This window comes from Paraburkholderia podalyriae (assembly GCF_014397785.1).
GTDB lineage: Bacteria > Pseudomonadota > Gammaproteobacteria > Burkholderiales > Burkholderiaceae > Paraburkholderia > Paraburkholderia podalyriae.
The window spans coordinates 138501-162521 of sequence record NZ_VZQQ01000017.1 but is presented as its reverse complement, the minus strand read 5'-3'; the positions used below and the strand labels follow the sequence as shown (position 1 = coordinate 162521).

General features: G+C 59.6%; 19 protein-coding genes and 4 tRNA genes. All 23 read left to right on the top strand.

Going from position 1 to position 24021, the window contains the following annotated elements:
- Nucleotides 1–224 precede the first annotated feature (224 nt).
- The 23 genes from F6X42_RS21520 (at nucleotide 225) to rplB (ending at nucleotide 24016) form a co-directional block, all read left to right on the top strand.
- Nucleotides 225–310, top strand: a tRNA-Tyr gene (locus F6X42_RS21520).
- Between the two features lie 41 nt (nucleotides 311–351).
- Nucleotides 352–425: transfer RNA gene (locus F6X42_RS21515), tRNA-Gly, on the top strand.
- A gap of 16 nt (nucleotides 426–441) precedes the next feature.
- Nucleotides 442–516 (top strand) — tRNA-Thr (locus F6X42_RS21510).
- A 62-nt stretch (nucleotides 517–578) separates the two neighbouring features.
- Nucleotides 579–1769 carry an elongation factor Tu gene (gene tuf / locus F6X42_RS21505; protein ID WP_187636117.1) on the top strand — a complete coding sequence of 397 codons (1191 nt, stop codon included), beginning with the start codon at nucleotides 579–581 and terminating at the stop codon, nucleotides 1767–1769.
- A 64-nt stretch (nucleotides 1770–1833) separates the two neighbouring features.
- Nucleotides 1834–1909 (top strand) — tRNA-Trp (locus F6X42_RS21500).
- A 35-nt stretch (nucleotides 1910–1944) separates the two neighbouring features.
- Entirely contained in the window at nucleotides 1945–2325 is a 381-nt protein-coding gene (gene secE, locus F6X42_RS21495; protein WP_187636123.1) for a preprotein translocase subunit SecE, read from the top strand.
- Nucleotide 2326: 1 nt separating this feature from the next.
- Complete coding sequence (nusG, locus tag F6X42_RS21490; protein WP_075303275.1) at nucleotides 2327–2884, top strand: transcription termination/antitermination protein NusG; 558 nt, start codon at nucleotides 2327–2329, stop codon at nucleotides 2882–2884.
- 162 nt (nucleotides 2885–3046) lie between these two features.
- The gene (gene rplK / locus F6X42_RS21485) at nucleotides 3047–3478 is read left to right on the top strand and encodes a 50S ribosomal protein L11 (RefSeq protein WP_008922976.1); all 432 of its coding nucleotides are present in this window, start codon (nucleotides 3047–3049) and stop codon (nucleotides 3476–3478) included.
- A complete protein-coding gene (gene rplA / locus F6X42_RS21480) occupies nucleotides 3479–4177 on the top strand; it encodes a 50S ribosomal protein L1 (RefSeq protein ID WP_187636122.1) in 699 nt (232 codons plus the stop codon).
- A gap of 303 nt (nucleotides 4178–4480) precedes the next feature.
- Nucleotides 4481–4984: a 50S ribosomal protein L10 gene (rplJ, locus tag F6X42_RS21475; RefSeq protein WP_042329779.1), complete on the top strand. Its 504-nt coding sequence runs from the start codon at nucleotides 4481–4483 to the stop codon at nucleotides 4982–4984.
- Between the two features lie 63 nt (nucleotides 4985–5047).
- Nucleotides 5048–5425 (top strand): 50S ribosomal protein L7/L12, encoded by a 378-nt coding sequence (gene rplL, locus F6X42_RS21470; RefSeq protein WP_018420143.1) that lies wholly within the window; start codon nucleotides 5048–5050, stop codon nucleotides 5423–5425.
- 369 nt (nucleotides 5426–5794) lie between these two features.
- Nucleotides 5795–9901, top strand: coding sequence for a DNA-directed RNA polymerase subunit beta (gene rpoB / locus F6X42_RS21465; protein ID WP_187636121.1), 4107 nt, complete (start codon nucleotides 5795–5797; stop codon nucleotides 9899–9901).
- A gap of 21 nt (nucleotides 9902–9922) precedes the next feature.
- Complete coding sequence (rpoC, locus tag F6X42_RS21460; protein WP_187636120.1) at nucleotides 9923–14161, top strand: DNA-directed RNA polymerase subunit beta'; 4239 nt, start codon at nucleotides 9923–9925, stop codon at nucleotides 14159–14161.
- 226 nt (nucleotides 14162–14387) lie between these two features.
- The gene (gene recQ / locus F6X42_RS21455) at nucleotides 14388–16235 is read left to right on the top strand and encodes a DNA helicase RecQ (protein ID WP_187636119.1); all 1848 of its coding nucleotides are present in this window, start codon (nucleotides 14388–14390) and stop codon (nucleotides 16233–16235) included.
- 220 nt (nucleotides 16236–16455) lie between these two features.
- Complete coding sequence (gene rpsL / locus F6X42_RS21450; protein WP_006053290.1) at nucleotides 16456–16836, top strand: 30S ribosomal protein S12; 381 nt, start codon at nucleotides 16456–16458, stop codon at nucleotides 16834–16836.
- Nucleotides 16837–17011: 175 nt separating this feature from the next.
- On the top strand, nucleotides 17012–17482 hold the full coding sequence (gene rpsG / locus F6X42_RS21445) for a 30S ribosomal protein S7 (protein ID WP_006053291.1): 471 nt from the start codon (nucleotides 17012–17014) through the stop codon (nucleotides 17480–17482).
- 131 nt (nucleotides 17483–17613) lie between these two features.
- The gene (gene fusA / locus F6X42_RS21440; protein WP_187636118.1) at nucleotides 17614–19716 is read left to right on the top strand and encodes an elongation factor G; all 2103 of its coding nucleotides are present in this window, start codon (nucleotides 17614–17616) and stop codon (nucleotides 19714–19716) included.
- A gap of 48 nt (nucleotides 19717–19764) precedes the next feature.
- Nucleotides 19765–20955, top strand: coding sequence for an elongation factor Tu (gene tuf, locus F6X42_RS21435; protein WP_187636117.1), 1191 nt, complete (start codon nucleotides 19765–19767; stop codon nucleotides 20953–20955).
- A gap of 127 nt (nucleotides 20956–21082) precedes the next feature.
- Nucleotides 21083–21394 (top strand): 30S ribosomal protein S10, encoded by a 312-nt coding sequence (rpsJ, locus tag F6X42_RS21430; RefSeq protein WP_006998489.1) that lies wholly within the window; start codon nucleotides 21083–21085, stop codon nucleotides 21392–21394.
- Nucleotides 21395–21595: 201 nt separating this feature from the next.
- Nucleotides 21596–22255: a 50S ribosomal protein L3 gene (gene rplC / locus F6X42_RS21425; RefSeq protein ID WP_187636116.1), complete on the top strand. Its 660-nt coding sequence runs from the start codon at nucleotides 21596–21598 to the stop codon at nucleotides 22253–22255.
- Nucleotides 22255–22875: a 50S ribosomal protein L4 gene (rplD, locus tag F6X42_RS21420; protein WP_090802165.1), complete on the top strand. Its 621-nt coding sequence runs from the start codon at nucleotides 22255–22257 to the stop codon at nucleotides 22873–22875. Before rplC ends, rplD begins: the two co-directional genes overlap by 1 nt.
- Complete coding sequence (rplW, locus tag F6X42_RS21415; protein WP_008923345.1) at nucleotides 22872–23186, top strand: 50S ribosomal protein L23; 315 nt, start codon at nucleotides 22872–22874, stop codon at nucleotides 23184–23186. Before rplD ends, rplW begins: the two co-directional genes overlap by 4 nt.
- Before the next feature lie 2 nt (nucleotides 23187–23188).
- Nucleotides 23189–24016, top strand: a complete 828-nt coding sequence (rplB, locus tag F6X42_RS21410; protein ID WP_187636115.1) for a 50S ribosomal protein L2 — start codon at nucleotides 23189–23191, stop codon at nucleotides 24014–24016.
- Nucleotides 24017–24021: the final 5 nt, after the last annotated feature.

The following is a 24021-nucleotide window of genomic DNA, read 5'->3' as shown; positions in this document are numbered from 1 at the left end:
CCCGAACAGGACCGTGAAACGACTCCACGCCAATGATAGTGCGGATTGCCCGTGTGAAAGTAGGTAATCGTCAGGCTCCTTACCCCGTCAGAAACCCCACCCCTCGCGGTGGGGTTTTTGCGTTTACCGATGGCTGGAGCTTATAAGTGAGAACGTTCGGTTTGGAGCGGCCAAACTGGCCTTGACAAAAGGATGTCGTTCCACCACAATCATCAGTTCTCTGCGGAGGGGTGCCCGAGTGGCTAAAGGGGGCAGACTGTAAATCTGTTGGCTTACGCCTACGTTGGTTCGAATCCAACCTCCTCCACCAGAATGCAGGTTGTAACGGTTGTTGGGAATCCATGATCCTTTGCGGGTGTAGCTCAATGGTAGAGCAGAAGCCTTCCAAGCTTACGACGAGGGTTCGATTCCCTTCACCCGCTCCAGCAACACAGAAGCAGCGCCCATGTGGCTCAGTGGTAGAGCACTCCCTTGGTAAGGGAGAGGTCGGCAGTTCGATCCTGCCCATGGGCACCAGAAGTACCCGGTGATTGTTTGCGTCCGGCGCAACGTACGGAAAATCCTCTTAGGAGTCGAAAATGGCCAAGGGTAAGTTTGAGCGGACCAAGCCGCACGTGAACGTGGGCACGATCGGTCACGTTGACCACGGCAAGACCACGCTGACGGCGGCGATCACGACGGTTCTGACGCAGAAGTTCGGCGGCGAAGCGAAGGCGTACGACCAGATCGACGCGGCGCCGGAAGAAAAGGCGCGCGGCATTACCATCAACACCGCGCACGTCGAGTACGAGACGGCTAACCGCCACTACGCACACGTCGACTGCCCGGGCCACGCTGATTATGTGAAGAACATGATCACGGGCGCGGCACAGATGGACGGCGCAATTCTGGTGTGCTCGGCTGCTGACGGCCCGATGCCGCAAACGCGTGAGCACATCCTGCTGGCGCGCCAGGTTGGCGTTCCGTACATCATCGTGTTCCTGAACAAGTGCGACATGGTGGACGACGCTGAGCTGCTGGAGCTGGTCGAGATGGAAGTTCGCGAGCTTCTGTCGAAGTATGACTTCCCGGGCGACGACACGCCGATCATCAAGGGTTCGGCCAAGCTGGCGCTGGAAGGCGACAAGGGCGAGCTGGGCGAAGTGGCGATCATGAACCTGGCCGATGCACTGGACACGTACATCCCGACGCCGGAGCGTGCGATTGACGGTTCGTTCCTGATGCCGGTGGAAGACGTGTTTTCGATCTCGGGTCGTGGCACGGTGGTGACGGGCCGCGTTGAGCGTGGCGTGGTCAAGGTCGGCGAAGAAATCGAAATCGTCGGTATCAAGCCGACGGTGAAGACGACCTGCACGGGCGTGGAAATGTTCCGCAAGCTGCTCGATCAGGGTCAGGCAGGCGACAACGTTGGTATCCTGCTGCGCGGCACGAAGCGTGAAGACGTGGAGCGTGGTCAGGTTCTGGCCAAGCCGGGTTCGATCAACCCGCACACGCACTTCACGGCTGAAGTGTACGTGCTGAGCAAGGACGAAGGCGGCCGTCATACGCCGTTCTTTAACAACTACCGTCCGCAGTTCTACTTCCGTACGACGGACGTGACCGGCTCCATCGAGCTGCCGAAGGACAAGGAAATGGTGATGCCGGGCGACAACGTGTCGATCACGGTGAAGCTGATCAACCCGATCGCGATGGAAGAAGGCCTGCGTTTTGCAATTCGCGAAGGTGGCCGTACGGTCGGCGCTGGTGTCGTCGCCAAGATCATCGAGTAATGCCAGACAGTTCTCGATAATTGGTTGTATCGGGGTTGACGGTGTTGTCAACCCCAAATGGTTTAGGGGTATAGCTCAACTGGCAGAGCGTCGGTCTCCAAAACCGAAGGTTGGGGGTTCGATTCCCTCTGCCCCTGCCAACTATTGCGTCGTAGTGGCGCTTCGTTAAGGTGTTATGGCGAATCCTTCCGTCGAAACTGTAAATACATCCGGCGACAAGTTGGCATTGATCGCAGGTGTGTTGCTGGTCTTGGCCGGGTTTGTGGGGTTCTTCTGGCTGAATGGCCGGGAATGGTACATCCGCGGAGCCGCCTTGACTGTTGGTGCGATCGCGGGTGTCGCCGTCGGTCTTCTCTCAGCACCTGGCAAGGGTTTCATTGCTTTCGCCAAAGACTCATACAAAGAAGTCCGTAAGGTTGTGTGGCCGACTCGCAAAGAGGCGACGCAAACGACACTCGTAGTGTTCGGCTTCGTAGTCGTGATGGCAATCTTTCTCTGGGTTTGTGATAAATCCATCGAGTGGGCGATTTTCTCGGCGATTCTGGGTTGGAAATGATATGAGTGATACTCCGGCATCCCCGAGCGGCAAACGTTGGTACGTAGTGCACGCCTATTCCGGGATGGAGAAGAGCGTGCAGCGAGCGCTTCAGGAGCGCATCGAGCGTGCTGGCATGCAGGATCAGTTTGGCCAGATCCTCGTTCCGACAGAAGAAGTTGTTGAGGTGAAGGGCGGTCACAAATCAGTGACGGAACGTCGTTTCTTTCCCGGCTACGTGTTAGTTGAAATGGAAATGACGGACGAAACGTGGCACCTCGTGAAGAATACGGCGAAGGTGACCGGTTTTGTCGGCGGGGCGCGCAATCGGCCGAGCCCGATTTCGCCTCGGGAAGTTGAAAAAATCATGTCGCAGATGCAGGAAGGCGTGGAGAAGCCCCGTCCGAAGACCCTGTTCGAAGTAGGCGAGATGGTGCGGGTAAAGGAAGGCCCGTTCACAGATTTCAACGGCAGCGTAGAAGAAGTGAACTACGAGAAATCGCGAGTCCGTGTTTCCGTTACGATCTTCGGCCGCGCAACGCCGGTCGAACTGGAATTCGGCCAGGTCGAAAAGTTGTAATCCAGATTTTACGGAACGCACCGCTAGGCGCGTTCCGTATTTCGCGCTTACGGTCCGCGTAACGACCGTTGAGGAGCGTCACTAGCCGGCTTTGTCGGCGAGCACGCGCTACTACTCACTGAGCGTCCGCACGCAAGCCGGCGTTCCAAAGAGGTTCTCGAAATGGCAAAGAAAATAATCGGCTTTATCAAGCTGCAGATTCCTGCAGGTAAAGCCAATCCGTCGCCGCCGGTTGGTCCTGCACTGGGCCAGCGCGGCCTGAACATCATGGAGTTCTGCAAGGCGTTCAACGCGCAGACCCAGGCAATGGAACCGGGTCTTCCCATTCCTGTCGTGATCACGGCATTCGCGGACAAGAGCTTCACATTCGTTCTGAAGACGCCGCCGGCTACAGTTCTCATCAAGAAGGCAGCGAAGCTGGACAAGGGTTCGAGCAAGCCTCATACCGACAAGGTTGGCAAGATCACCCGCGCTCAAGCTGAAGATATTGCTAAGACCAAGATGCCCGATCTGACGGCCGCTGATCTGGACGCAGCGGTTCGTACTATCGCTGGTAGCGCCCGCTCGATGGGCATCACCGTGGAGGGCGTGTAAATGGCTAAGCTTTCGAAGCGTCTGCAAGCATTTGCAGCCAAGGTCGACAGTCAGAAGCTGTACCCGATCGAAGATGCTCTGTCGCTCGTGAAGGAATGCGCAAGCGCGAAGTTCGACGAATCGATCGACGTGGCCGTGCAACTCGGCATCGACGCGAAGAAGTCGGATCAGGTGGTTCGCGGCTCCGTCGTGCTGCCGGCTGGTACCGGCAAGTCGGTCCGCGTTGCTGTGTTCGCACAGGGCGAAAAGGCGGACCAAGCTCGTGCCGCTGGTGCTGACGTCGTTGGTATGGAAGACTTGGCTGAACAGGTCAAGGCTGGCAACCTGAACTTCGACATCGTGATCGCTTCGCCGGACACGATGCGTATCGTCGGTACACTCGGTCAGATCCTCGGTCCGCGCGGCCTGATGCCGAACCCGAAGGTCGGAACGGTCACGCCGGACGTCGCGACTGCGGTCAAGAATGCCAAGGCTGGTCAGGTGCAATTCCGTGTGGACAAGGCAGGTATCATCCACGCAACGATCGGCCGTGCTTCGTTCGAACCGGCGGCTCTGCGTAACAATCTGAACGCGCTCATCGAGGCGCTGCAGAAGGCGAAGCCGGCAACGAGCAAGGGCGTGTATCTGCGCAAGGTTGCTCTGTCGAGCACGATGGGTGTTGGCGTTCGTGTCGATCAGACGTCGATCGCTGCACAGTAATGAGTTTGGCCGCCCCGGTGCGAGTCGGGGCGGCTTTTAAGGGCTTTGGGCGGTTGCGAGGTGGCAGTCTGCATCGCGCGACCGGTTGTCAAAGACCGTTGGTGGGCACGCAGCAGGTAAGCGGGTCCTTAATGTAAAGCCAACGCAGATGGCGAACCCGAAAAGGTTTTGTAGTGATGAAGCCGTTGGATGTCCGTAGCAATACGGATTTTGGGCGGTCGAAATACTCCTGACTGGTCGGACGCCGTTATTGAATGCGGTACACAAGGCGCACGCTGCGTGTATCGAATCTGGAGGTTAACCGTGCCACTCAACAAAGAAAGCAAGCAGGCCGTCGTCGCTGAGGTTGCCGCGCAAGTCGCGAAAGCTCAGACCGTGGTTCTGGCTGAGTATCGTGGAATCGCGGTTGGCGATCTGACCAAGCTGCGCGCGAAAGCGCGTGAGCAACAGGTTTACCTTCGCGTGTTGAAGAACACGCTGGCGCGTCGCGCCGTCGAGGGTACCCCGTTTGCTCCGTTGGCAGAGCAGATGACTGGCCCCCTGATCTACGGCATCTCGGAAGATGCAATTGCTGCTGCTAAGGTCGTCAATGATTTTAGCAAGGGCAATGACAAGTTGGTCATCAAGGCCGGTTCCTACGAAGGCAAGGTGATGGATAAGGCTGGCGTGCAAGCGCTGGCAAACATCCCGAGCCGCGAAGAACTGCTCTCCAAGCTGTTGTACGTTATGCAGGCACCTGTTTCGGGCTTCGCGCGCGCTCTGGCCGCGCTGGCAGAAAAGAAACAGGGCGAAGAAACCGCTGCGTAATGCACTTCAGTCGAGCGTGATTGATCGCTGGCTGTATCCGAATTCAATTTAGGAGTATTTCAAATGGCAATCGCAAAAGAAGACATCCTCGAAGCCGTAGGCTCGATGTCGGTCCTGGAACTGAACGAGCTGGTCAAGGCGTTCGAAGAAAAGTTTGGCGTGTCGGCAGCTGCTGTTGCAGTGGCTGGCCCGGCAGGCGCAGCCGGCGGCGCGGCTGCTGCTGAAGAGCAGACCGAATTCACGGTCATCCTGGCTGAAACCGGTGCAAACAAGGTTTCGGTCATTAAGGCCGTTCGCGAACTGACGGGTCTCGGCCTGAAGGAAGCGAAGGATCTGGTCGACGGCGCCCCGAAGCCCGTTAAGGAAGCGGTGCCCAAGGCTGCTGCTGAAGAAGCCAAGAAGAAGCTGGAAGAAGCCGGCGCGAAGGTTGAGATCAAGTAAGCTTCAACGCGCTGTGCGAAGGCTGGCGGTTTTTCACCGCCGGCCTTTTTGTGCTTTGTGGAGGACGCGTTTTTGCGGGTCTATGCCTGCAGAAATGTGATTCCGAGAAGCCAAAGAAAAACGCATTCGGTAAAAATGACCGGCGTTTCTTTTTGTCTTCTGAAGCGACTGCAGAAGGCAAGTTTGGTCGGGTAGCGGGCAACACAGGCATCCGCTGCCGTCAGCCAGCGGTTGGTAGCGGCCAACCACCAAGCTTCTAGGCTCGTTCAAGCCATCGGACGGCCATCGGGTCTCAGTCGGTGAACACTCGGGTTGTCTCATCAAGGTATCCTGCCTCGACAACTATGCCCGCCGTGATTCGGAGATCGTATGCAATATTCCTTCACCGAGAAGAAGCGCATTCGCAAGAGTTTTGCGAAGCGCCCCATCGTTCACCAAGTACCTTTCCTGCTGGCTACCCAGCTTGAATCATTCAGCACGTTTCTGCAAGCAGATACGTCGTCTACGCAACGCAAGCCGGAAGGCCTGCAGGCAGCGTTTACTTCCGTTTTCCCGATCGTTTCACACAACGGCTTCGCGCGTCTGGAGTTCGTCAGCTACATGCTGTCGCCGCCGGCATTCAACATCAAGGAATGCCAGCAGCGCGGTCTGACGTACTGCTCGGCGCTGCGCGCCAAGGTGCGTCTGGTCTTGCTCGACAAGGAATCGCCGAGCAAGCCGGTCGTTAAGGAAGTGAAGGAACAGGAAGTGTACATGGGCGAAATTCCGCTCATGACGCCGACCGGTTCGTTCGTCATCAACGGCACGGAACGTGTGATCGTTTCGCAGCTGCACCGTTCGCCGGGCGTGTTCTTCGAACACGACAAGGGCAAGACGCACAGTTCGGGCAAGCTGTTGTTTTCGGCACGTATCATTCCTTACCGCGGCTCCTGGCTCGACTTCGAATTCGACCCGAAGGACGTGCTGTACTTCCGCGTCGACCGTCGCCGTAAGATGCCGGTCACCATCCTGTTGAAGGCAATCGGCCTGACGCCGGAACAGATCCTCGCAAACTTCTTTGTGTTCGACAATTTCACGCTGATGCCGGAAGGCGCGCAGATGGAATTCGTGCCGGAGCGTCTGCGCGGTGAAGTCGCGCGCTTCGATATCACGGACCGCGACGGCAACGTGATCGTCCAGAAGGACAAGCGGATCAATGCCAAGCACATTCGCGACCTCGATAACGCGAAGACCAAGTTCATCTCGGTGCCGGAAGACTATCTGCTCGGCCGCGTGCTCGCGAAGAACGTAATCGACGGCGATACGGGCGAAGTCATCGCGAACGCGAACGACGAAATCACTGAATCCGTGCTCGAGAAGCTGCGCGAAGCGAAGATCAAGGACATTCAGACGCTCTACACGAACGATCTGGACCAGGGTCCGTACATCTCGTCGACGCTGCGTATCGACGAAACGGCCGACAGGATGGCCGCGCGCATCGCGATCTACCGCATGATGCGTCCGGGCGAGCCGCCGACCGAAGAAGCGGTCGAGGCACTGTTCAACCGTCTGTTCTACAGCGAAGAAGCGTACGATCTGTCGAAGGTGGGTCGTATGAAGTTCAACCGCCGCGTCGGACGTGACGAAATCGTCGGCCCGATGACGCTGCAGGACGACGACATCCTCGCGACGATCAAGATCTTGGTCGAGTTGCGCAACGGCAAGGGCGAAGTGGACGACATCGACCACCTCGGCAACCGTCGCGTGCGTTGCGTCGGCGAACTCGCGGAGAACCAGTTCCGCGCGGGCCTCGTGCGTGTCGAACGTGCTGTCAAGGAACGCCTCGGCCAGGCCGAAAGCGAAAACCTGATGCCGCACGACCTAATCAACTCGAAGCCGATTTCGTCGGCGATTCGCGAGTTCTTCGGTTCGTCGCAGCTATCGCAGTTCATGGACCAGACCAACCCGCTGTCGGAAATCACGCACAAGCGTCGTGTTTCTGCGCTGGGCCCGGGTGGTCTGACGCGCGAACGCGCAGGCTTCGAAGTCCGCGACGTGCATCCGACCCATTATGGCCGCGTGTGCCCAATCGAAACGCCGGAAGGTCCGAACATCGGTCTGATCAACTCGCTCGCTCTGTACGCGCACCTGAACGAATACGGCTTCCTCGAAACGCCGTATCGCAAGGTCGCGGACGGCAAGGTGACCGACCAGATCGACTACCTGTCGGCGATCGAAGAAGGCCGTTACGTGATCGCTCAGGCGAACGCGGCGGTGGGCGACGCCGGCACGCTGACCGACGAACTCGTGTCGTCGCGTGAAGCGGGCGAAACGCTGATGGTCACGCCGGACCGCATCCAGTACATGGACGTGGCTCCGTCGCAAATCGTGTCGGTCGCAGCTTCGCTAATCCCGTTCCTCGAGCACGACGACGCGAACCGCGCATTGATGGGCTCGAACATGCAGCGTCAGGCTGTGCCGTGTCTGCGTCCGGAAAAGCCGGTCGTCGGTACGGGCATCGAGCGTACCGTCGCGGTCGACTCGGGCACGACGGTTCAGGCACTGCGTGGCGGTGTGGTCGATTATGTCGACGCGGGCCGTATCGTGATTCGCGTGAACGACGACGAAGCGGTCGCGGGTGAAGTCGGTGTCGACATTTACAACCTGATCAAGTACACGCGTTCGAACCAGAACACCAACATCAATCAGCGTCCGATCGTGAAGATGGGCGACAAGGTTGCGCGCGGCGACGTGTTGGCTGACGGGGCATCGACCGATCTGGGCGAGCTCGCGCTCGGCCAGAACATGCTGATCGCGTTCATGCCGTGGAACGGCTACAACTTCGAAGACTCGATCCTGATCTCCGAGAAGGTCGTTGCGGACGACCGTTACACGTCGATCCACATCGAAGAGCTGAACGTCGTTGCACGCGACACGAAGCTCGGACCGGAAGAAATTACGCGCGACATCTCGAATCTCGCGGAAGTGCAGCTTGGCCGCCTCGACGAGTCGGGCATCGTGTACATCGGCGCGGAAGTCGAAGCGGGCGACGTGCTGGTCGGCAAGGTCACGCCGAAGGGCGAAACCCAGCTGACGCCGGAAGAAAAGCTGCTGCGCGCGATCTTCGGGGAGAAGGCATCTGACGTAAAGGACACGTCGCTGCGCGTCCCGTCGGGCATGAGCGGTACCGTGATCGACGTGCAGGTATTCACGCGTGAAGGCATCCAGCGCGACAAGCGCGCGCAACAGATCATCGATGATGAACTGAAGCGCTATCGTCTCGACCTGAACGACCAGCTGCGTATCGTGGAAGGCGATGCGTTCCAGCGTCTCGCACGTATGCTCGAAGGCAAGGTGGTGAACGGCGGTCCGAAGAAGCTCGCGAAGGGCACCAAGATCGACCGCGCTTACCTCGAAGATCTGGACCACTATCACTGGTTCGACATCCGCCTCGCGGATGAAGAAGCAGCGGCCCAGCTCGAAGCGATCAAGAACTCGATCGAAGAGAAGCGTCACCAGTTCGACCTCGCCTTCGAAGAGAAGCGCAAGAAGCTGACGCAGGGCGACGAACTGCCGCCGGGCGTGCTGAAGATGGTCAAGGTGTATCTGGCGGTGAAGCGCCGTCTGCAGCCTGGCGACAAGATGGCTGGCCGTCACGGTAACAAGGGTGTCGTGTCGAAAATCGTGCCGATCGAAGACATGCCGTACATGGCCGATGGCCGTCCGGCTGACGTCGTTCTGAACCCGCTCGGCGTGCCGTCGCGGATGAACGTGGGTCAGGTTCTCGAAGTGCATCTGGGTTGGGCCGCGAAGGGTCTCGGCTGGCGTATCGGCGAAATGCTGCAGCGTCAGGCGAAGATCGCTGAACTGCGCGAATTCCTGATCAAGATCTACAACGAATCGGGCCGCGCCGAAGAGCTGGACAGCTTTAGCGACGATGAAATCATCGAGCTGGCGAAGAACCTGCGCGAAGGCGTGCCGTTCGCAACGCCCGTGTTCGATGGGGCGACGGAGGAAGAAATGTCGCGCGCGCTGGATCTGGCTTTCCCGGACGACATCGCTGAAAACCTCGGCATGACGCCGTCCAAGAACCAGGTGCGTCTGTTCGACGGCCGTACGGGCGAGATGTTCGAACGTACGGTGACGGTCGGCTACATGCACTACCTGAAGTTGCACCACCTGGTCGACGACAAGATGCACGCGCGTTCCACGGGTCCGTACTCGCTCGTGACGCAGCAGCCGTTGGGCGGTAAGGCGCAGTTCGGTGGCCAGCGTTTCGGTGAAATGGAAGTGTGGGCGCTCGAAGCGTACGGCGCATCGTACGTGCTGCAGGAAATGCTGACGGTGAAGTCGGACGACGTGACGGGCCGGACCAAGGTTTACGAGAACCTGGTCAAGGGCGATCACGTGATCGATGCCGGCATGCCTGAGTCGTTCAACGTGTTGGTGAAGGAAATCCGGTCGCTGGGTATCGACATCGACCTGGACCGGAACTAATCGGACTACTGGAGAGAAGCGATGAAAGCTTTGCTCGATCTATTCAAGCAAGTCCAACAACCTGAAGTTTTCGACGCGATTAAGATCGGTCTGGCCTCGCCGGACAAGATCCGTTCGTGGTCGTTCGGTGAAGTCAAGAAGCCGGAAACCATCAACTACCGCACGTTCAAGCCGGAGCGCGATGGTCTGTTCTGCGCGAAGATTTTCGGTCCGATCAAGGACTACGAATGCCTTTGCGGCAAATACAAGCGCCTGAAGCACCGCGGCGTGATCTGCGAGAAGTGCGGCGTCGAAGTGACGCTCGCCAAGGTGCGTCGTGAGCGGATGGGCCACATTGAGCTGGCCTCGCCGGTCGCGCACATCTGGTTCCTGAAGTCGCTGCCGTCGCGTCTGGGCATGGTGCTCGATATGACGCTGCGCGACATCGAGCGCGTGCTGTACTTCGAAGCATACGTGGTGATCGATCCGGGCATGACGCCGCTCAAAGCGCGGCAGATCATGACCGAGGAGGATTACTACAACAAGGTCGAGGAATACGGCGACGAATTCCGCGCCGAAATGGGCGCGGAAGGTATTCGCGAACTGCTGCGCGCTATCAACATCGACGAACAGGTCGAGTTGCTGCGCACGGAGCTCAAGAACACCGGCTCGGAAGCGAAGATCAAGAAATACGCGAAGCGCCTGAAGGTGCTCGAGGCGTTCCAGCGTTCGGGCATCAAGCCGGACTGGATGGTCCTCGAAGTGCTGCCGGTGCTGCCGCCGGAACTGCGTCCGCTCGTTCCGCTCGACGGCGGCCGTTTCGCGACGTCGGACCTGAACGACCTGTATCGCCGAGTGATCAACCGTAACAACCGGTTGAAGCGTCTGCTCGAGCTGAAGGCGCCTGAAATCATCGTCCGCAACGAAAAGCGGATGCTGCAGGAAGCCGTCGACTCGCTGCTCGACAACGGCCGTCGCGGCAAGGCGATGACCGGCGCGAACAAGCGTCCGCTGAAGTCGCTCGCCGACATGATCAAGGGTAAGGGCGGTCGCTTCCGTCAGAACCTGCTCGGTAAGCGTGTCGACTACTCGGGCCGTTCGGTGATCGTGGTCGGCCCGACGCTGAAGCTGCATCAGTGCGGTCTGCCGAAGCTGATGGCGCTCGAACTGTTCAAGCCGTTCATCTTCAACAAGCTCGAAGTGATGGGTGTCGCTACCACCATCAAGGCTGCGAAGAAAGAGGTCGAGAACCAGACGCCGGTCGTGTGGGACATCCTTGAAGAGGTGATCCGCGAACATCCGGTCATGCTGAACCGTGCGCCGACGCTGCACCGTCTCGGCATCCAGGCTTTCGAGCCGGTGCTGATCGAAGGTAAGGCAATCCAGCTGCATCCGCTCGTTTGCGCGGCGTTCAACGCCGACTTCGACGGTGACCAGATGGCCGTTCACGTGCCGCTTTCGCTCGAAGCACAGATGGAAGCGCGCACGCTGATGCTCGCGTCGAACAACGTGCTGTTCCCGGCTAACGGCGATCCGTCGATCGTGCCGTCGCAGGATATCGTGCTGGGTTTGTACTACGCGACTCGTGAAGCGGTGAACGGCAAGGGCGAAGGCCTGACGTTCACGGGCGTGTCGGAAGTGCTGCGAGCGTACGAGAACAAGGAAGTCGAGCTGGCCTCGCGCGTCAACGTGCGGATCACTGAAATGGTCCACAACGAAGACAAGTCGGAAGGCGCGCCGGCGTTCGTGCCGAAGATCACGCTGTATGCGACCACGGTTGGACGCTCGATCCTGTCGGAAATCCTGCCGCCGGGTCTGCCGTTCTCGGTGCTGAACAAGCCGCTGAAGAAGAAGGAAATCTCGCGTCTGATCAACACTGCGTTCCGTAAGTGCGGTCTGCGTGAGACGGTGATTTTCGCCGACCAACTGATGCAGTCGGGCTTTCGTCTCGCAACGCGCGCTGGTATTTCGATCTGCGTCGACGACATGCTCGTGCCGCCGCAGAAAGAAACCATCGTTGGCGATGCCGCGAAGAAGGTGAAGGAATACGACCGTCAGTACATGTCGGGTCTCGTCACCGCGCAGGAGCGTTACAACAACGTGGTCGACATCTGGTCGGCGACGTCGGAAGCAGTCGGCAAGGCGATGATGGAGCAGCTGTCGACGGAACCGGTCACGGACCGCGATGGCAACCAGACGCGTCAGGAGTCGTTCAACTCCATCTACATGATGGCGGACTCGGGCGCTCGTGGTTCCGCGGTTCAGATTCGTCAGCTGGCGGGTATGCGCGGCCTGATGGCGAAGCCGGACGGCTCGATCATCGAGACGCCGATTACGGCGAACTTCCGCGAAGGTTTGAACGTGTTGCAGTACTTCATCTCGACCCACGGCGCACGGAAGGGTCTGGCTGATACGGCACTGAAGACCGCGAACTCGGGTTACCTGACGCGTCGTCTCGTCGACGTGACGCAGGATCTGGTCGTCGTCGAGGAAGATTGCGGCACGTCGAACGGCGTGGCGATGAAGGCGCTCGTGGAAGGCGGTGAAGTGGTCGAAGCGCTACGTGACCGTATTCTGGGTCGTGTGGCCGTGGCTGACATCGTCAATCCGGAATCGCAGGAAACGCTGTTCGAAGCGGGCACGCTGCTCGATGAAGACGCGGTCGAAGAAATCGAACGCCTCGGCATCGACGAAGTGCGCGTGCGCACGCCGCTCACCTGCGAAACTCGCTACGGCCTGTGCGCAGCCTGCTACGGTCGCGACCTCGGTCGCGGTTCGATGGTGAACGTCGGCGAAGCGGTCGGCGTGATCGCGGCGCAGTCGATCGGTGAACCGGGCACGCAGCTCACGATGCGTACGTTCCACATCGGTGGCGCGGCGTCGCGCGCGGCGGTCGCTTCGTCGGTGGAAGCGAAGTCGAACGGTACGGTGCGTTTCACGTCGACGATGCGTTACGTCACGAATGCGAAGGGCGAGCAGATCGTCATCTCGCGTTCGGGCGAAGCGATGATCACCGACGATCACGGCCGCGAGCGCGAGCGCCACAAGGTGCCGTACGGCGCCACGCTGCTGCAGCTCGACGGTGCGCAGATCAAGGCCGGTACGCAACTGGCCACGTGGGATCCGATGACGCGTCCGATCATCACCGAGTACGGTGGTACGGTGAAGTTCGAAAACGTCGAGGAAGGCGTGACCGTCGCGAAGCAGATCGATGACGTGACGGGTCTGTCCACGCTCGTCGTGATCGACGTGAAGCGTCGTGGTTCGCAGGCGGCGAAGACGGTGCGTCCGCAGGTCAAGCTGCTCGATGCGAATGGCGAGGAAGTGAAGATCCCGAACACCGAGCACTCGGTGCAGATCGGCTTCCAGGTCGGCGCGCTGATCACCGTGAAGGACGGTCAGCAGGTGCAGGTCGGTGAAGTGCTCGCACGAATCCCGACCGAATCGCAGAAGACGCGTGACATTACCGGTGGTCTGCCGCGTGTGGCGGAACTGTTCGAAGCACGTTCGCCGAAGGACGCGGGTATCCTGGCGGAAGTCACGGGTACGACGTCGTTTGGTAAGGACACGAAGGGCAAGCAGCGTCTCGTTATCACGGACCTCGAGGGCAACCAGCACGAGTTCCTGATCGCGAAGGAAAAGCAGGTTCTGGTGCACGATGGTCAGGTCGTCAACAAGGGCGAAATGATCGTCGACGGACCGGCGGATCCGCACGACATCCTGCGTCTGCAGGGCGTCGAGGCGCTGTCGCGTTACATCGTGGACGAGGTGCAGGACGTGTACCGTCTGCAAGGCGTGAAGATCAACGACAAGCACATTGAAGTGATCGTGCGTCAGATGCTGCGCCGTGTGCAGATTTCGGACAACGGCGATACCCGTTTCATCCCGGGCGAACAGGTCGAGCGGTCGGACATGCTCGACGAAAACGACCGGATGATCGCGGAAGACAAGCGTCCTGCAACGTACGAAAACGTGCTGCTCGGTATCACGAAGGCGTCGCTGTCGACCGATTCGTTCATCTCCGCGGCGTCGTTCCAGGAAACGACCCGCGTGCTGACCGAAGCGGCGATCATGGGCAAGCGCGACGATCTGCGTGGCCTGAAGGAAAACGTGATCGTGGGCCGTCTGATTCCGGCCGGTACGGGTCTCGCATTCCACAAGGCGCGCAAGAGCAAGGAACTGGCGGACCGCGAGCGTTTCGATCAGATCGCAGCGGAAGAGTCGTTCGAATTCGGTGCGCCGGAAACCCCGGCTGCCGAACAGCAGCACTCAGGCGAGTAAGCACGGGCGGCGCAAGCCGCCTTGCCTGACGAGCCACGAAAGCCGCTCAGTTTCGACTGAGCGGCTTTTTTTTGCGCTTTTTTGCACGTGCATCGATGCCATGCGCCGACGCAGTCCTAAGCCGGATGGATAACGTCGTCGTAAAGCGCGGCCGCGGCACGAATGCGTTGGTAAAATTCGTGTCACCGCCTGAGTGCCGTTCCCCTTCGCCGTCTCTCTCAAATACATGTCCCGTCCGCTCGAAATCCTCAACGAAGTCTTTGGTTATCCCGCGTTTAGAGGACGGCAGGGCGAAATTGTCGAGCACGTCGCCGACGGCGGCGATTGCCTCGTGCTGATGCCGACGGGCGGCGGCAAATCGCTGTGTTATCAGATTCCGTCGCTGGTGCGGCGCGAACGCGGCTTCGGCAGCGGTATCGTGGTGTCGCCGCTGATCGCACTGATGCAGGATCAGGTGGCCGCGCTGACCGAAGTCGGCGTGCGGGCCGCGTACCTGAACTCGACGCTGTCGAGCGCGGAGGCGATGGCCACCGAGCGGGCGCTGCGCGACGGCGACATCGATCTGCTCTACGTTGCGCCGGAGCGGTTGATGACGCCGCGCTTCCAGGAACTGCTCGAGCGCACGCGCATCGGTCTTTTCGCGATCGACGAAGCGCACTGCGTGTCGCAATGGGGACATGATTTCCGGCCCGAATATATCCAGCTGTCGGTGCTGCACGAGCGCTTTCCGAATGTGCCGCGCATCGCGCTGACGGCGACCGCCGACGCAATCACGCGCGACGAAATCATTCATCGTCTCGCGCTCGAGGATGCGCGCGTGTTCGTGTCGAGTTTCGATCGGCCGAACATCCGCTATCGCATCGCCGAAAAGGACAATGCGCGCACGCAGCTGCTCGACTTCATTCGCGCCGAGCATACGAAACCGGACGGCGCAACCGACGCGGGCGTCGTCTATTGCCTGTCGCGCCGAAAGGTTGAGGAAACCGCGGTGTGGCTGAAGGAAAAGGGTATGCGCGCGCTGCCGTACCACGCCGGCATGGAGTTCGAGGTGCGCCAGAAACATCAGGAGATGTTCCAGCGCGAGGAAGGGATCGTGATGTGCGCGACTATTGCGTTCGGCATGGGCATCGACAAACCCGACGTGCGGTTCGTCGCGCATCTGGATTTGCCAAAGAGCGTCGAAGGCTACTACCAGGAGACCGGCCGCGCGGGCCGCGACGGATTACCGTCGAACGCGTGGATGGCCTACGGGCTCGGCGACGTCGTGCAACAGCGCAAGATGATCGACGAATCTGAAGCCGACGACGCGCACAAGCGCGTGCAGACTGGCAAGCTCGACGCGCTGCTCGGTTTGTGCGAAACGGCGACCTGCCGGCGCGTGCGCCTGCTCGCCTACTTCGGCGAGACCAGCCAGCCGTGCGGCAACTGCGATAACTGTCTCGAGCCGCCGCCGACCTGGGATGCGACGCGCGAGGCTCGGATGGCGCTGTCGTGCGTGTTTCGCGCGCAGCGGGCGAGCGGCTTCCATTTCGGCGCCGGGCATCTGATCGATATTTTGCGTGGCAACCGCAGCGAGAAGATCCTGCAGCGCGGCCACGAGAAGCTAACTACGTTCGGGATCGGCGTGGCGCTCGGCGAACCGGAATGGCGCGCGGTGTTCCGCCAGCTCGTCGCGTTTGGCTATCTGACAGTCGACCACGAAGGGTTCGGGTCGCTCGTGCTGACCGAGGCGAGCAAACCGGTGCTCAAGGGTGAGCAGAAGGTGACGATGCGTCGCTACGTAAAGCCGACACGCACGCGTCAATCGTCGGGGCGCACGAGTGAGCGCGCCGATCCGACGATCGGCATGGGCCCTCGCGAGCGCGCGCGTTGGGAGCGTCTACGCATGTGGCGCACCGAAACCGCGAAGAGCGACGGGGTGCCGGCTTACGTGATTTTTCATGACGCGACGCTCGCGGAAATCGCCCGTCTCGGTCCCGATTCGATCGACGATCTGCGCGGTATTCCGGGGATGGGTGCGCGCAAACTGGACCGTTTCGGCTACGAATTGCTGCAGGTCGTAGCGGCAGACTGACCTCGTCTAGTTGTTTCGCCGGATTGACAGGGGTGCGACACGTCGCAACCGGTTGACTCCCTTAGTAATTTCGGAATATTATGTTAGGTTCCGGTTCTTGGGATGCCTGCGCGCAGCTTCAGTTCGTGCGTGAGCGGGCCAGCCGGAAGTTCGATGCGCAGGCGTTTCCGCTTTGCCCGGAAACCGATGCGTCGATTTTGTTCAATTTCAGGAATAAACAATGCCAACCATCAATCAACTGGTTCGCAAAGGCCGCACGTCGGAAACGACGAAGAGCAAGAGCCCGGCTTTGCAGGACTGTCCCCAGCGTCGCGGCGTGTGCACCCGTGTGTACACCACGACTCCGAAGAAGCCGAACTCGGCACTCCGTAAGGTCGCCAAGGTTCGTCTGACGAACGGCTTCGAAGTCATTTCGTACATCGGTGGTGAAGGCCACAACCTGCAGGAACACTCGGTCGTGCTGATTCGCGGCGGCCGTGTGAAGGACTTGCCGGGTGTGCGTTACCACATGGTTCGCGGCTCGCTGGATACCCAAGGCGTCAAGGATCGTAAGCAGGCTCGCTCGAAGTACGGTGCGAAGCGTGCCAAGGCTGGCAAGTAATTAGCCAGGTAGTTTCAGGTCGCCTGCAAAGGCGGTAATAGCGATGGTGCCGGAATCGCCGGTACTATCGAGTAAGTGGTCACCCGACCGGGCTGGTTAGTCTTTCGGATGAATCGGGTTAGTTGGTGGCCGCGGGGCTGCAAACAGCTCCAACTGAAAAGGTAAAGGAAGAAACATGCCGCGTCGTCGCGAAGTCCCCAAGCGGGAAGTGTTGCCGGATCCGAAGTTCGGCAATGTTGATGTAGCAAAATTCATGAACGTGCTGATGCTCTCCGGCAAGAAGTCGGTTGCCGAGCGTATCGTGTACGGCGCTTTCGAACAGATTCAGACCAAGGGTGGCAAGGACCCGCTGGAAGTGTTCACGGTAGCGCTCAACAACGTCAAGCCGGTGGTCGAGGTGAAGAGCCGCCGCGTTGGTGGTGCCAACTATCAGGTTCCGGTCGAAGTGCGCCCGTCGCGTCGTATGGCATTGGCGATGCGTTGGCTGCGTGAAGCCGCGAAGAAGCGCAGCGAGAAGTCGATGGCCCTGCGTCTGGCAGGTGAACTCTCCGAAGCGGCCGAAGGCCGTGGCGGCGCAATGAAGAAGCGCGACGAAGTTCACCGGATGGCAGAAGCCAACAAGGCGTTCTCGCACTTCCGTTTCTAAGCTCCCGACCCCGGGTTTAGCGGAAAAGCGGAAAGAAATTCCGGGCGGGTGCGCTTCCAAGGCGCCTCGCCCGTTTGTGTTACAGCGCGATGGGCATCTCTCGCATCGCGTCATCCCAATAGAGGATCAAAGTGGCTCGCAAGACTCCTATCGAGCGCTACCGTAACATCGGTATTAGCGCTCACATCGACGCCGGCAAAACGACGACGACCGAGCGGATTCTGTTCTACACGGGCGTGAACCACAAAATAGGTGAAGTTCACGACGGCGCTGCTACCATGGACTGGATGGAGCAGGAACAGGAGCGCGGCATCACGATTACTTCCGCTGCTACCACGGCATTCTGGAAGGGCATGGCGGGCGACCGCGCCGAACACCGCATCAACATCATCGACACCCCGGGTCACGTCGACTTCACGATCGAAGTTGAGCGCTCGATGCGCGTGCTCGACGGCGCGTGCATGGTGTACTGCGCTGTGGGCGGCGTGCAGCCCCAGTCGGAAACCGTGTGGCGTCAGGCTAACAAGTACAAGGTTCCCCGTCTCGCGTTCATCAACAAGATGGACCGTACCGGCGCAAACTTCTTCAAGGTCTACGACCAGCTCAAGCTGCGTCTGAAGGCGAACCCGGTTCCGGTCGTCGTGCCTATTGGCGCGGAAGAGAACTTCACGGGCGTCGTCGATCTGATGAAGATGAAGGCGATCATTTGGGACGACGCGTCTCAAGGCACCAAGTTCTCGTACGAAGACATCCCGGCAGAACTCGTCGACACGTGCAATGAATGGCGTGAAAAGATGGTCGAGGCCGCGGCTGAAGCGAACGAAGAAATGATGAACAAGTACCTCGAGTCGGGCGAACTGACTGAAGAGGAAATCATCAAGGGTCTGCGCGACCGTACGATCGCTTGCGAAATCCAGCCGATGCTGTGCGGCACTGCGTTCAAGAACAAGGGTGTGCAGCGCATGCTGGACGCCGTGCTCGATTTCCTGCCGTCGCCGATCGACATCCCGCCGGTCACCGGCGAGCTGGAAAATGGTCAAAAGGCTGAGCGCCGCGCTGCTGACGACGAAAAGTTCTCGGCACTGGCATTCAAGATCATGACCGACCCGTTCGTCGGTCAGTTGATCTTCTTCCGTGTGTACTCGGGCGTCATCAATTCGGGCGACACGGTGCTGAACGCGACCAAGGACAAGAAGGAACGTCTGGGCCGTATTTTGCAGATGCACGCGAACCAGCGCGAAGAAATCAAGGAAGTGCGCGCAGGTGACATCGCTGCTGCGGTCGGCCTGAAGGAAGCGACCACGGGCGACACGCTGTGCGATCCGCAAAACCCGATCGTGCTCGAACGCATGATTTTCCCGGAGCCGGTGATTTCGCAGGCTGTCGAGCCGAAGACCAAGGCTGACCAGGAAAAGATGGGTCTGGCACTGAACCGTCTGGCTCAGGAAGATCCGTCGTTCCGCGTTCAGACGGACGAAGAATCGGGTCAAACGATCATTTCCGGTATGGGCGAACTGCACCTCGAAATTCTGGTCGACCGGATGAAGCGTGAATTCGGCGTGGAAGCGACTGTCGGCAAGCCGCAAGTTGCTTACCGCGAAACGATTCGCAGCACGGCGGCTGACGTTGACGGCAAATTCGTCAAGCAGTCGGGCGGTCGCGGTCAGTATGGTCACGCAGTCATCACACTCGAGCCGAACCAACAAGGCAAGGGTTACGAGTTCCTCGACGAAATCAAGGGCGGCGTGATTCCGCGTGAATACATCCCGGCGGTCGACAAGGGTATCCAGGAAACGCTGAAGGCTGGCGTTCTGGCGGGCTTCCCGGTCGTTGACGTGAAGGTTCACCTGACCTTCGGTTCGTATCACGACGTCGACTCGAACGAAAACGCGTTCCGCATGGCTGGTTCGATGGCGTTCAAGGAAGCAATGCGCAAGGCAAGCCCGGTCATCCTCGAGCCGATGATGGCCGTGGAAGTCGAAACGCCGGAAGACTACATGGGCAACGTGATGGGCGACCTGTCGGGCCGTCGCGGTATCGTCCAGGGCATGGAAGACATGGTTGGCGGCGGCAAGATCGTTCGCGCCGAAGTGCCGCTGTCGGAAATGTTTGGCTACTCGACGTCGCTGCGTTCGCTGACGCAGGGTCGTGCGACGTACACGATGGAGTTCAAGCACTACGCTGAAGCTCCGCGTAACGTGTCGGAAGCGATCATCAACGCCAAGTCGAAGTAATCGCGCGGCAAAGTCATTCAACGATTAACTTTCTGAAAGAAGAGAAACATGGCTAAAGGTAAATTCGAACGGACCAAGCCGCACGTGAACGTGGGCACGATCGGTCACGTTGACCACGGCAAGACCACGCTGACGGCGGCGATCACGACGGTTCTGACGCAGAAGTTCGGCGGCGAAGCGAAGGCGTACGACCAGATCGACGCGGCGCCGGAAGAAAAGGCGCGCGGCATTACCATCAACACCGCGCACGTCGAGTACGAGACGGCTAACCGCCACTACGCACACGTCGACTGCCCGGGCCACGCTGATTATGTGAAGAACATGATCACGGGCGCGGCACAGATGGACGGCGCAATTCTGGTGTGCTCGGCTGCTGACGGCCCGATGCCGCAAACGCGTGAGCACATCCTGCTGGCGCGCCAGGTTGGCGTTCCGTACATCATCGTGTTCCTGAACAAGTGCGACATGGTGGACGACGCTGAGCTGCTGGAGCTGGTCGAGATGGAAGTTCGCGAGCTTCTGTCGAAGTATGACTTCCCGGGCGACGACACGCCGATCATCAAGGGTTCGGCCAAGCTGGCGCTGGAAGGCGACAAGGGCGAGCTGGGCGAAGTGGCGATCATGAACCTGGCCGATGCACTGGACACGTACATCCCGACGCCGGAGCGTGCGATTGACGGTTCGTTCCTGATGCCGGTGGAAGACGTGTTTTCGATCTCGGGTCGTGGCACGGTGGTGACGGGCCGCGTTGAGCGTGGCGTGGTCAAGGTCGGCGAAGAAATCGAAATCGTCGGTATCAAGCCGACGGTGAAGACGACCTGCACGGGCGTGGAAATGTTCCGCAAGCTGCTCGATCAGGGTCAGGCAGGCGACAACGTTGGTATCCTGCTGCGCGGCACGAAGCGTGAAGACGTGGAGCGTGGTCAGGTTCTGGCCAAGCCGGGTTCGATCAACCCGCACACGCACTTCACGGCTGAAGTGTACGTGCTGAGCAAGGACGAAGGCGGCCGTCATACGCCGTTCTTTAACAACTACCGTCCGCAGTTCTACTTCCGTACGACGGACGTGACCGGCTCCATCGAGCTGCCGAAGGACAAGGAAATGGTGATGCCGGGCGACAACGTGTCGATCACGGTGAAGCTGATCAACCCGATCGCGATGGAAGAAGGCCTGCGTTTTGCAATTCGCGAAGGTGGCCGTACGGTCGGCGCTGGTGTCGTCGCCAAGATCATCGAGTAAGATCGAAGATCGGTGTAGCAGTACGCAGTGCCCGGGCACGGGCACCCGCTCTCCGCGAGCGCCCGTGCCTACGTTCTTTTTCTAATCGGCGGTGCAATATCGCCTTGCTCTTTTTAAGGAATTCGTCATGCAGAATCAGAAAATCCGCATTCGCCTGAAGGCTTTTGACTATCGCCTGATCGACCAATCGGCAGCTGAAATCGTCGATACGGCCAAGCGGACTGGCGCAATCGTTCGTGGTCCGGTGCCCCTGCCGACCCGCATTCAACGCTTTGACATCCTGCGTTCGCCGCACGTCAACAAGACCTCGCGCGATCAGCTTGAAATCCGCACGCACCAGCGGCTGATGGACATCGTTGACCCGACGGACAAGACCGTGGACGCGCTGATGAAGTTGGATCTGCCGGCTGGCGTTGACGTTGAAATCAAGCTGCAGTAAGGCTTCCGGCCTTTATGCGGCAACTCGGACAACGCTAAGTCTTTGATTGCTTGCGGAAAACGGAAAGTCTCGCTATAATGTTGAGCTTTTCGCGCATTTGCGCAAAAAAGCCGGCGTGCTGCAACATCGATTAGTGCCCGAAGCGGCGCCGGCATTTTGTAAATTAGCCCCGACCAATCGCAGTCGGGAATGGAGAAAACGATGAGCCTTGGACTCGTAGGTCGCAAGGTTGGCATGACCCGTATCTTCACGGCTGAAGGGGATTCGATTCCCGTCACCGTGCTGGACGTGTCCGACAACCGTGTGACGCAGATCAAGACTGTTGAAACCGACGGCTACACGGCCGTGCAGGTTACGTTCGGTACGCGCCGCGCATCGCGCGTGACGAAGCCGTTGGCAGGTCATCTCGCCAAAGCCGGCGTTCAAGCCGGTGAAATCCTCAAAGAATTCCAGATCGATGCCGCTAAGGCTGCCGAGCTGTCGAGCGGCACGGTGGTTGGTCCCGAGCTGTTCGAAGTGGGCCAGAAGGTCGACGTGCAAGGCGTGTCGATCGGTAAGGGCTACGCCGGTACCATCAAACGTTACAACTTCTCGTCTGGCCGTGCATCGCACGGTAACTCGCGCTCGCACAATGTGCCGGGCTCGATCGGTATGGCGCAGGATCCGGGTCGCGTTTTCCCGGGCAAGCGCATGACCGGTCACCTAGGTGACGAGAAGGTAACGGTGCAAAACCTCGAGATCGCTCGCATCGACGCTGACCGCAAGCTGCTGCTTGTCAAGGGCGCTGTTCCGGGTGCGAAGGGTGGCAAGGTATTCGTTACGCCGGCCGTGAAGACGCGTGCCGTGAAAGGAGCGAAATAATGGAACTTAAGCTCCTGAATGCCAATGGTCAGGAAAGTGCAGGCGTTAGCGCGTCGGACGTCGTGTTCGGCCGCGATTACAACGAAGCCCTGATTCACCAGGTCGTGGTTGCGTACCAGGCGAATGCCCGTAGCGGCAACCGAGCGCAGAAGGATCGTGAGCAGGTCAAGCACACGACCAAGAAGCCGTGGCGCCAGAAGGGTACGGGCCGCGCCCGTGCCGGTATGTCATCGAGCCCGCTGTGGCGCGGCGGTGGCCGCATCTTCCCGAATTCGCCGGAAGAAAACTTTTCGCACAAGGTCAATAAGAAGATGCATCGCGCAGGTCTCTGCTCGATCTTCTCGCAGCTGGCCCGCGAAGGCCGCATCTCGGTGGTCGACGAGCTGACGCTCGAAGCGCCGAAGACGAAGCTGCTGGCCGAAAAATTCAAGGCGATGGGTCTCGACTCCGTGCTGGTGATTACCGACACGGTTGACGAAAACCTGTACCTCGCGTCGCGCAACCTCGCCCACGTGGCGGTTGTCGAGCCGCGTTACGCCGACCCGCTGTCGCTGATCTACTTCAAGAAGATCCTGATCACGAAGGCTGCGGTCGCCCAGATCGAGGAGTTGCTGTCATGAGCGAGATTCGCAAGAACGATCATCGTTTGATGCAGGTCCTGCTCGCGCCGGTGGTCTCCGAAAAGGCGACACTGGTTGCCGACAAGAACGAGCAGGTCGTGTTCGAAGTCGCGCCGGATGCCACGAAGCAGGAAGTGAAAGCTGCAGTCGAGCTGCTGTTCAAGGTGGAAGTCGATTCCGTCAACGTGCTGGTCGCGAAGGGCAAAGCCAAGCGCTTTGGCCGCTTCATGGGCAAGCGCAAGGACGTGAAGAAGGCGTACGTCTGCCTGAAGCCCGGCCAAGAAATCAACTTTGAAGCGGAGGCCAAGTAATCATGGCAATCGTGAAAGTTAAGCCGACTTCGCCGGGTCGCCGCGCGATGGTCAAGGTGGTCAACAAAGAACTGCACAAGGGCAAGCCGTTCGCGGCACTGCTCGACACGCAATCGTCGACCGCCGGCCGTAACAACAACGGTCACATCACCACGCGTCACAAGGGTGGTGGTCACAAGCATCATTATCGTGTCGTTGACTTCCGTCGCACGAAGGATGGGATTCCGGCAAAGGTCGAGCGTCTCGAGTACGACCCGAACCGGAGCGCGAACATCGCGCTGGTTCTGTACGCAGACGGCGAACGCAGCTACATCATCGCTCCGAAGGGTGTAGCAGTCGGTCAGCAACTGATGTCGGGTTCCGAAGCGCCGATCCGCGCAGGTAACACGCTGCCGATCCGCAACATTCCGGTCGGTACGACGATTCACTGCATCGAGATGCTGCCGGGCAAGGGCGCGCAAATGGCGCGTTCGGCTGGTACGTCTGCGATGCTGCTGGCTCGCGAGGGCGTCTACGCGCAGGTTCGCCTGCGTTCTGGCGAAATCCGCCGCGTGCACGTTGAATGTCGTGCGACGATCGGTGAAGTGGGCAACGAAGAGCACAGCCTCCGTCAAATCGGTAAGGCTGGCGCGAACCGCTGGCGCGGTATCCGCCCGACGGTGCGCGGCGTTGCAATGAACCCTGTCGATCACCCGCACGGTGGTGGCGAAGGCAAGACTGCGGCTGGCCGCGATCCGGTGAGCCCGTGGGGCACGCCGACGAAGGGCTATCGCACCCGCAGCAACAAGCGCACGACGAGTATGATCGTCCAGCGCCGTCACAAGCGTTAAGGAGT

Bases quoted from the DNA above. Each gene is read 5' to 3' on its own strand.
- tuf (WP_187636117.1), top strand. From the start codon at position 579: ATGGCCAAGGGTAAGTTTGAGCGGACCAAGCCGCACGTGAACGTGGGC.
- secE (WP_187636123.1), top strand. From the start codon at position 1,945: ATGGCGAATCCTTCCGTCGAAACTGTAAATACATCCGGCGACAAGTTG.
- nusG (WP_075303275.1), top strand. From the start codon at position 2,327: ATGAGTGATACTCCGGCATCCCCGAGCGGCAAACGTTGGTACGTAGTG.
- rplK (WP_008922976.1), top strand. From the start codon at position 3,047: ATGGCAAAGAAAATAATCGGCTTTATCAAGCTGCAGATTCCTGCAGGT.
- rplA (WP_187636122.1), top strand. From the start codon at position 3,479: ATGGCTAAGCTTTCGAAGCGTCTGCAAGCATTTGCAGCCAAGGTCGAC.
- rplL (WP_018420143.1), top strand. From the start codon at position 5,048: ATGGCAATCGCAAAAGAAGACATCCTCGAAGCCGTAGGCTCGATGTCG.
- rpoB (WP_187636121.1), top strand. From the start codon at position 5,795: ATGCAATATTCCTTCACCGAGAAGAAGCGCATTCGCAAGAGTTTTGCG.
- rpoC (WP_187636120.1), top strand. From the start codon at position 9,923: ATGAAAGCTTTGCTCGATCTATTCAAGCAAGTCCAACAACCTGAAGTT.
- recQ (WP_187636119.1), top strand. From the start codon at position 14,388: ATGTCCCGTCCGCTCGAAATCCTCAACGAAGTCTTTGGTTATCCCGCG.
- rpsL (WP_006053290.1), top strand. From the start codon at position 16,456: ATGCCAACCATCAATCAACTGGTTCGCAAAGGCCGCACGTCGGAAACG.
- rpsG (WP_006053291.1), top strand. From the start codon at position 17,012: ATGCCGCGTCGTCGCGAAGTCCCCAAGCGGGAAGTGTTGCCGGATCCG.
- tuf (WP_187636117.1), top strand. From the start codon at position 19,765: ATGGCTAAAGGTAAATTCGAACGGACCAAGCCGCACGTGAACGTGGGC.
- rpsJ (WP_006998489.1), top strand. From the start codon at position 21,083: ATGCAGAATCAGAAAATCCGCATTCGCCTGAAGGCTTTTGACTATCGC.
- rplC (WP_187636116.1), top strand. From the start codon at position 21,596: ATGAGCCTTGGACTCGTAGGTCGCAAGGTTGGCATGACCCGTATCTTC.
- rplD (WP_090802165.1), top strand. From the start codon at position 22,255: ATGGAACTTAAGCTCCTGAATGCCAATGGTCAGGAAAGTGCAGGCGTT.
- rplW (WP_008923345.1), top strand. From the start codon at position 22,872: ATGAGCGAGATTCGCAAGAACGATCATCGTTTGATGCAGGTCCTGCTC.
- rplB (WP_187636115.1), top strand. From the start codon at position 23,189: ATGGCAATCGTGAAAGTTAAGCCGACTTCGCCGGGTCGCCGCGCGATG.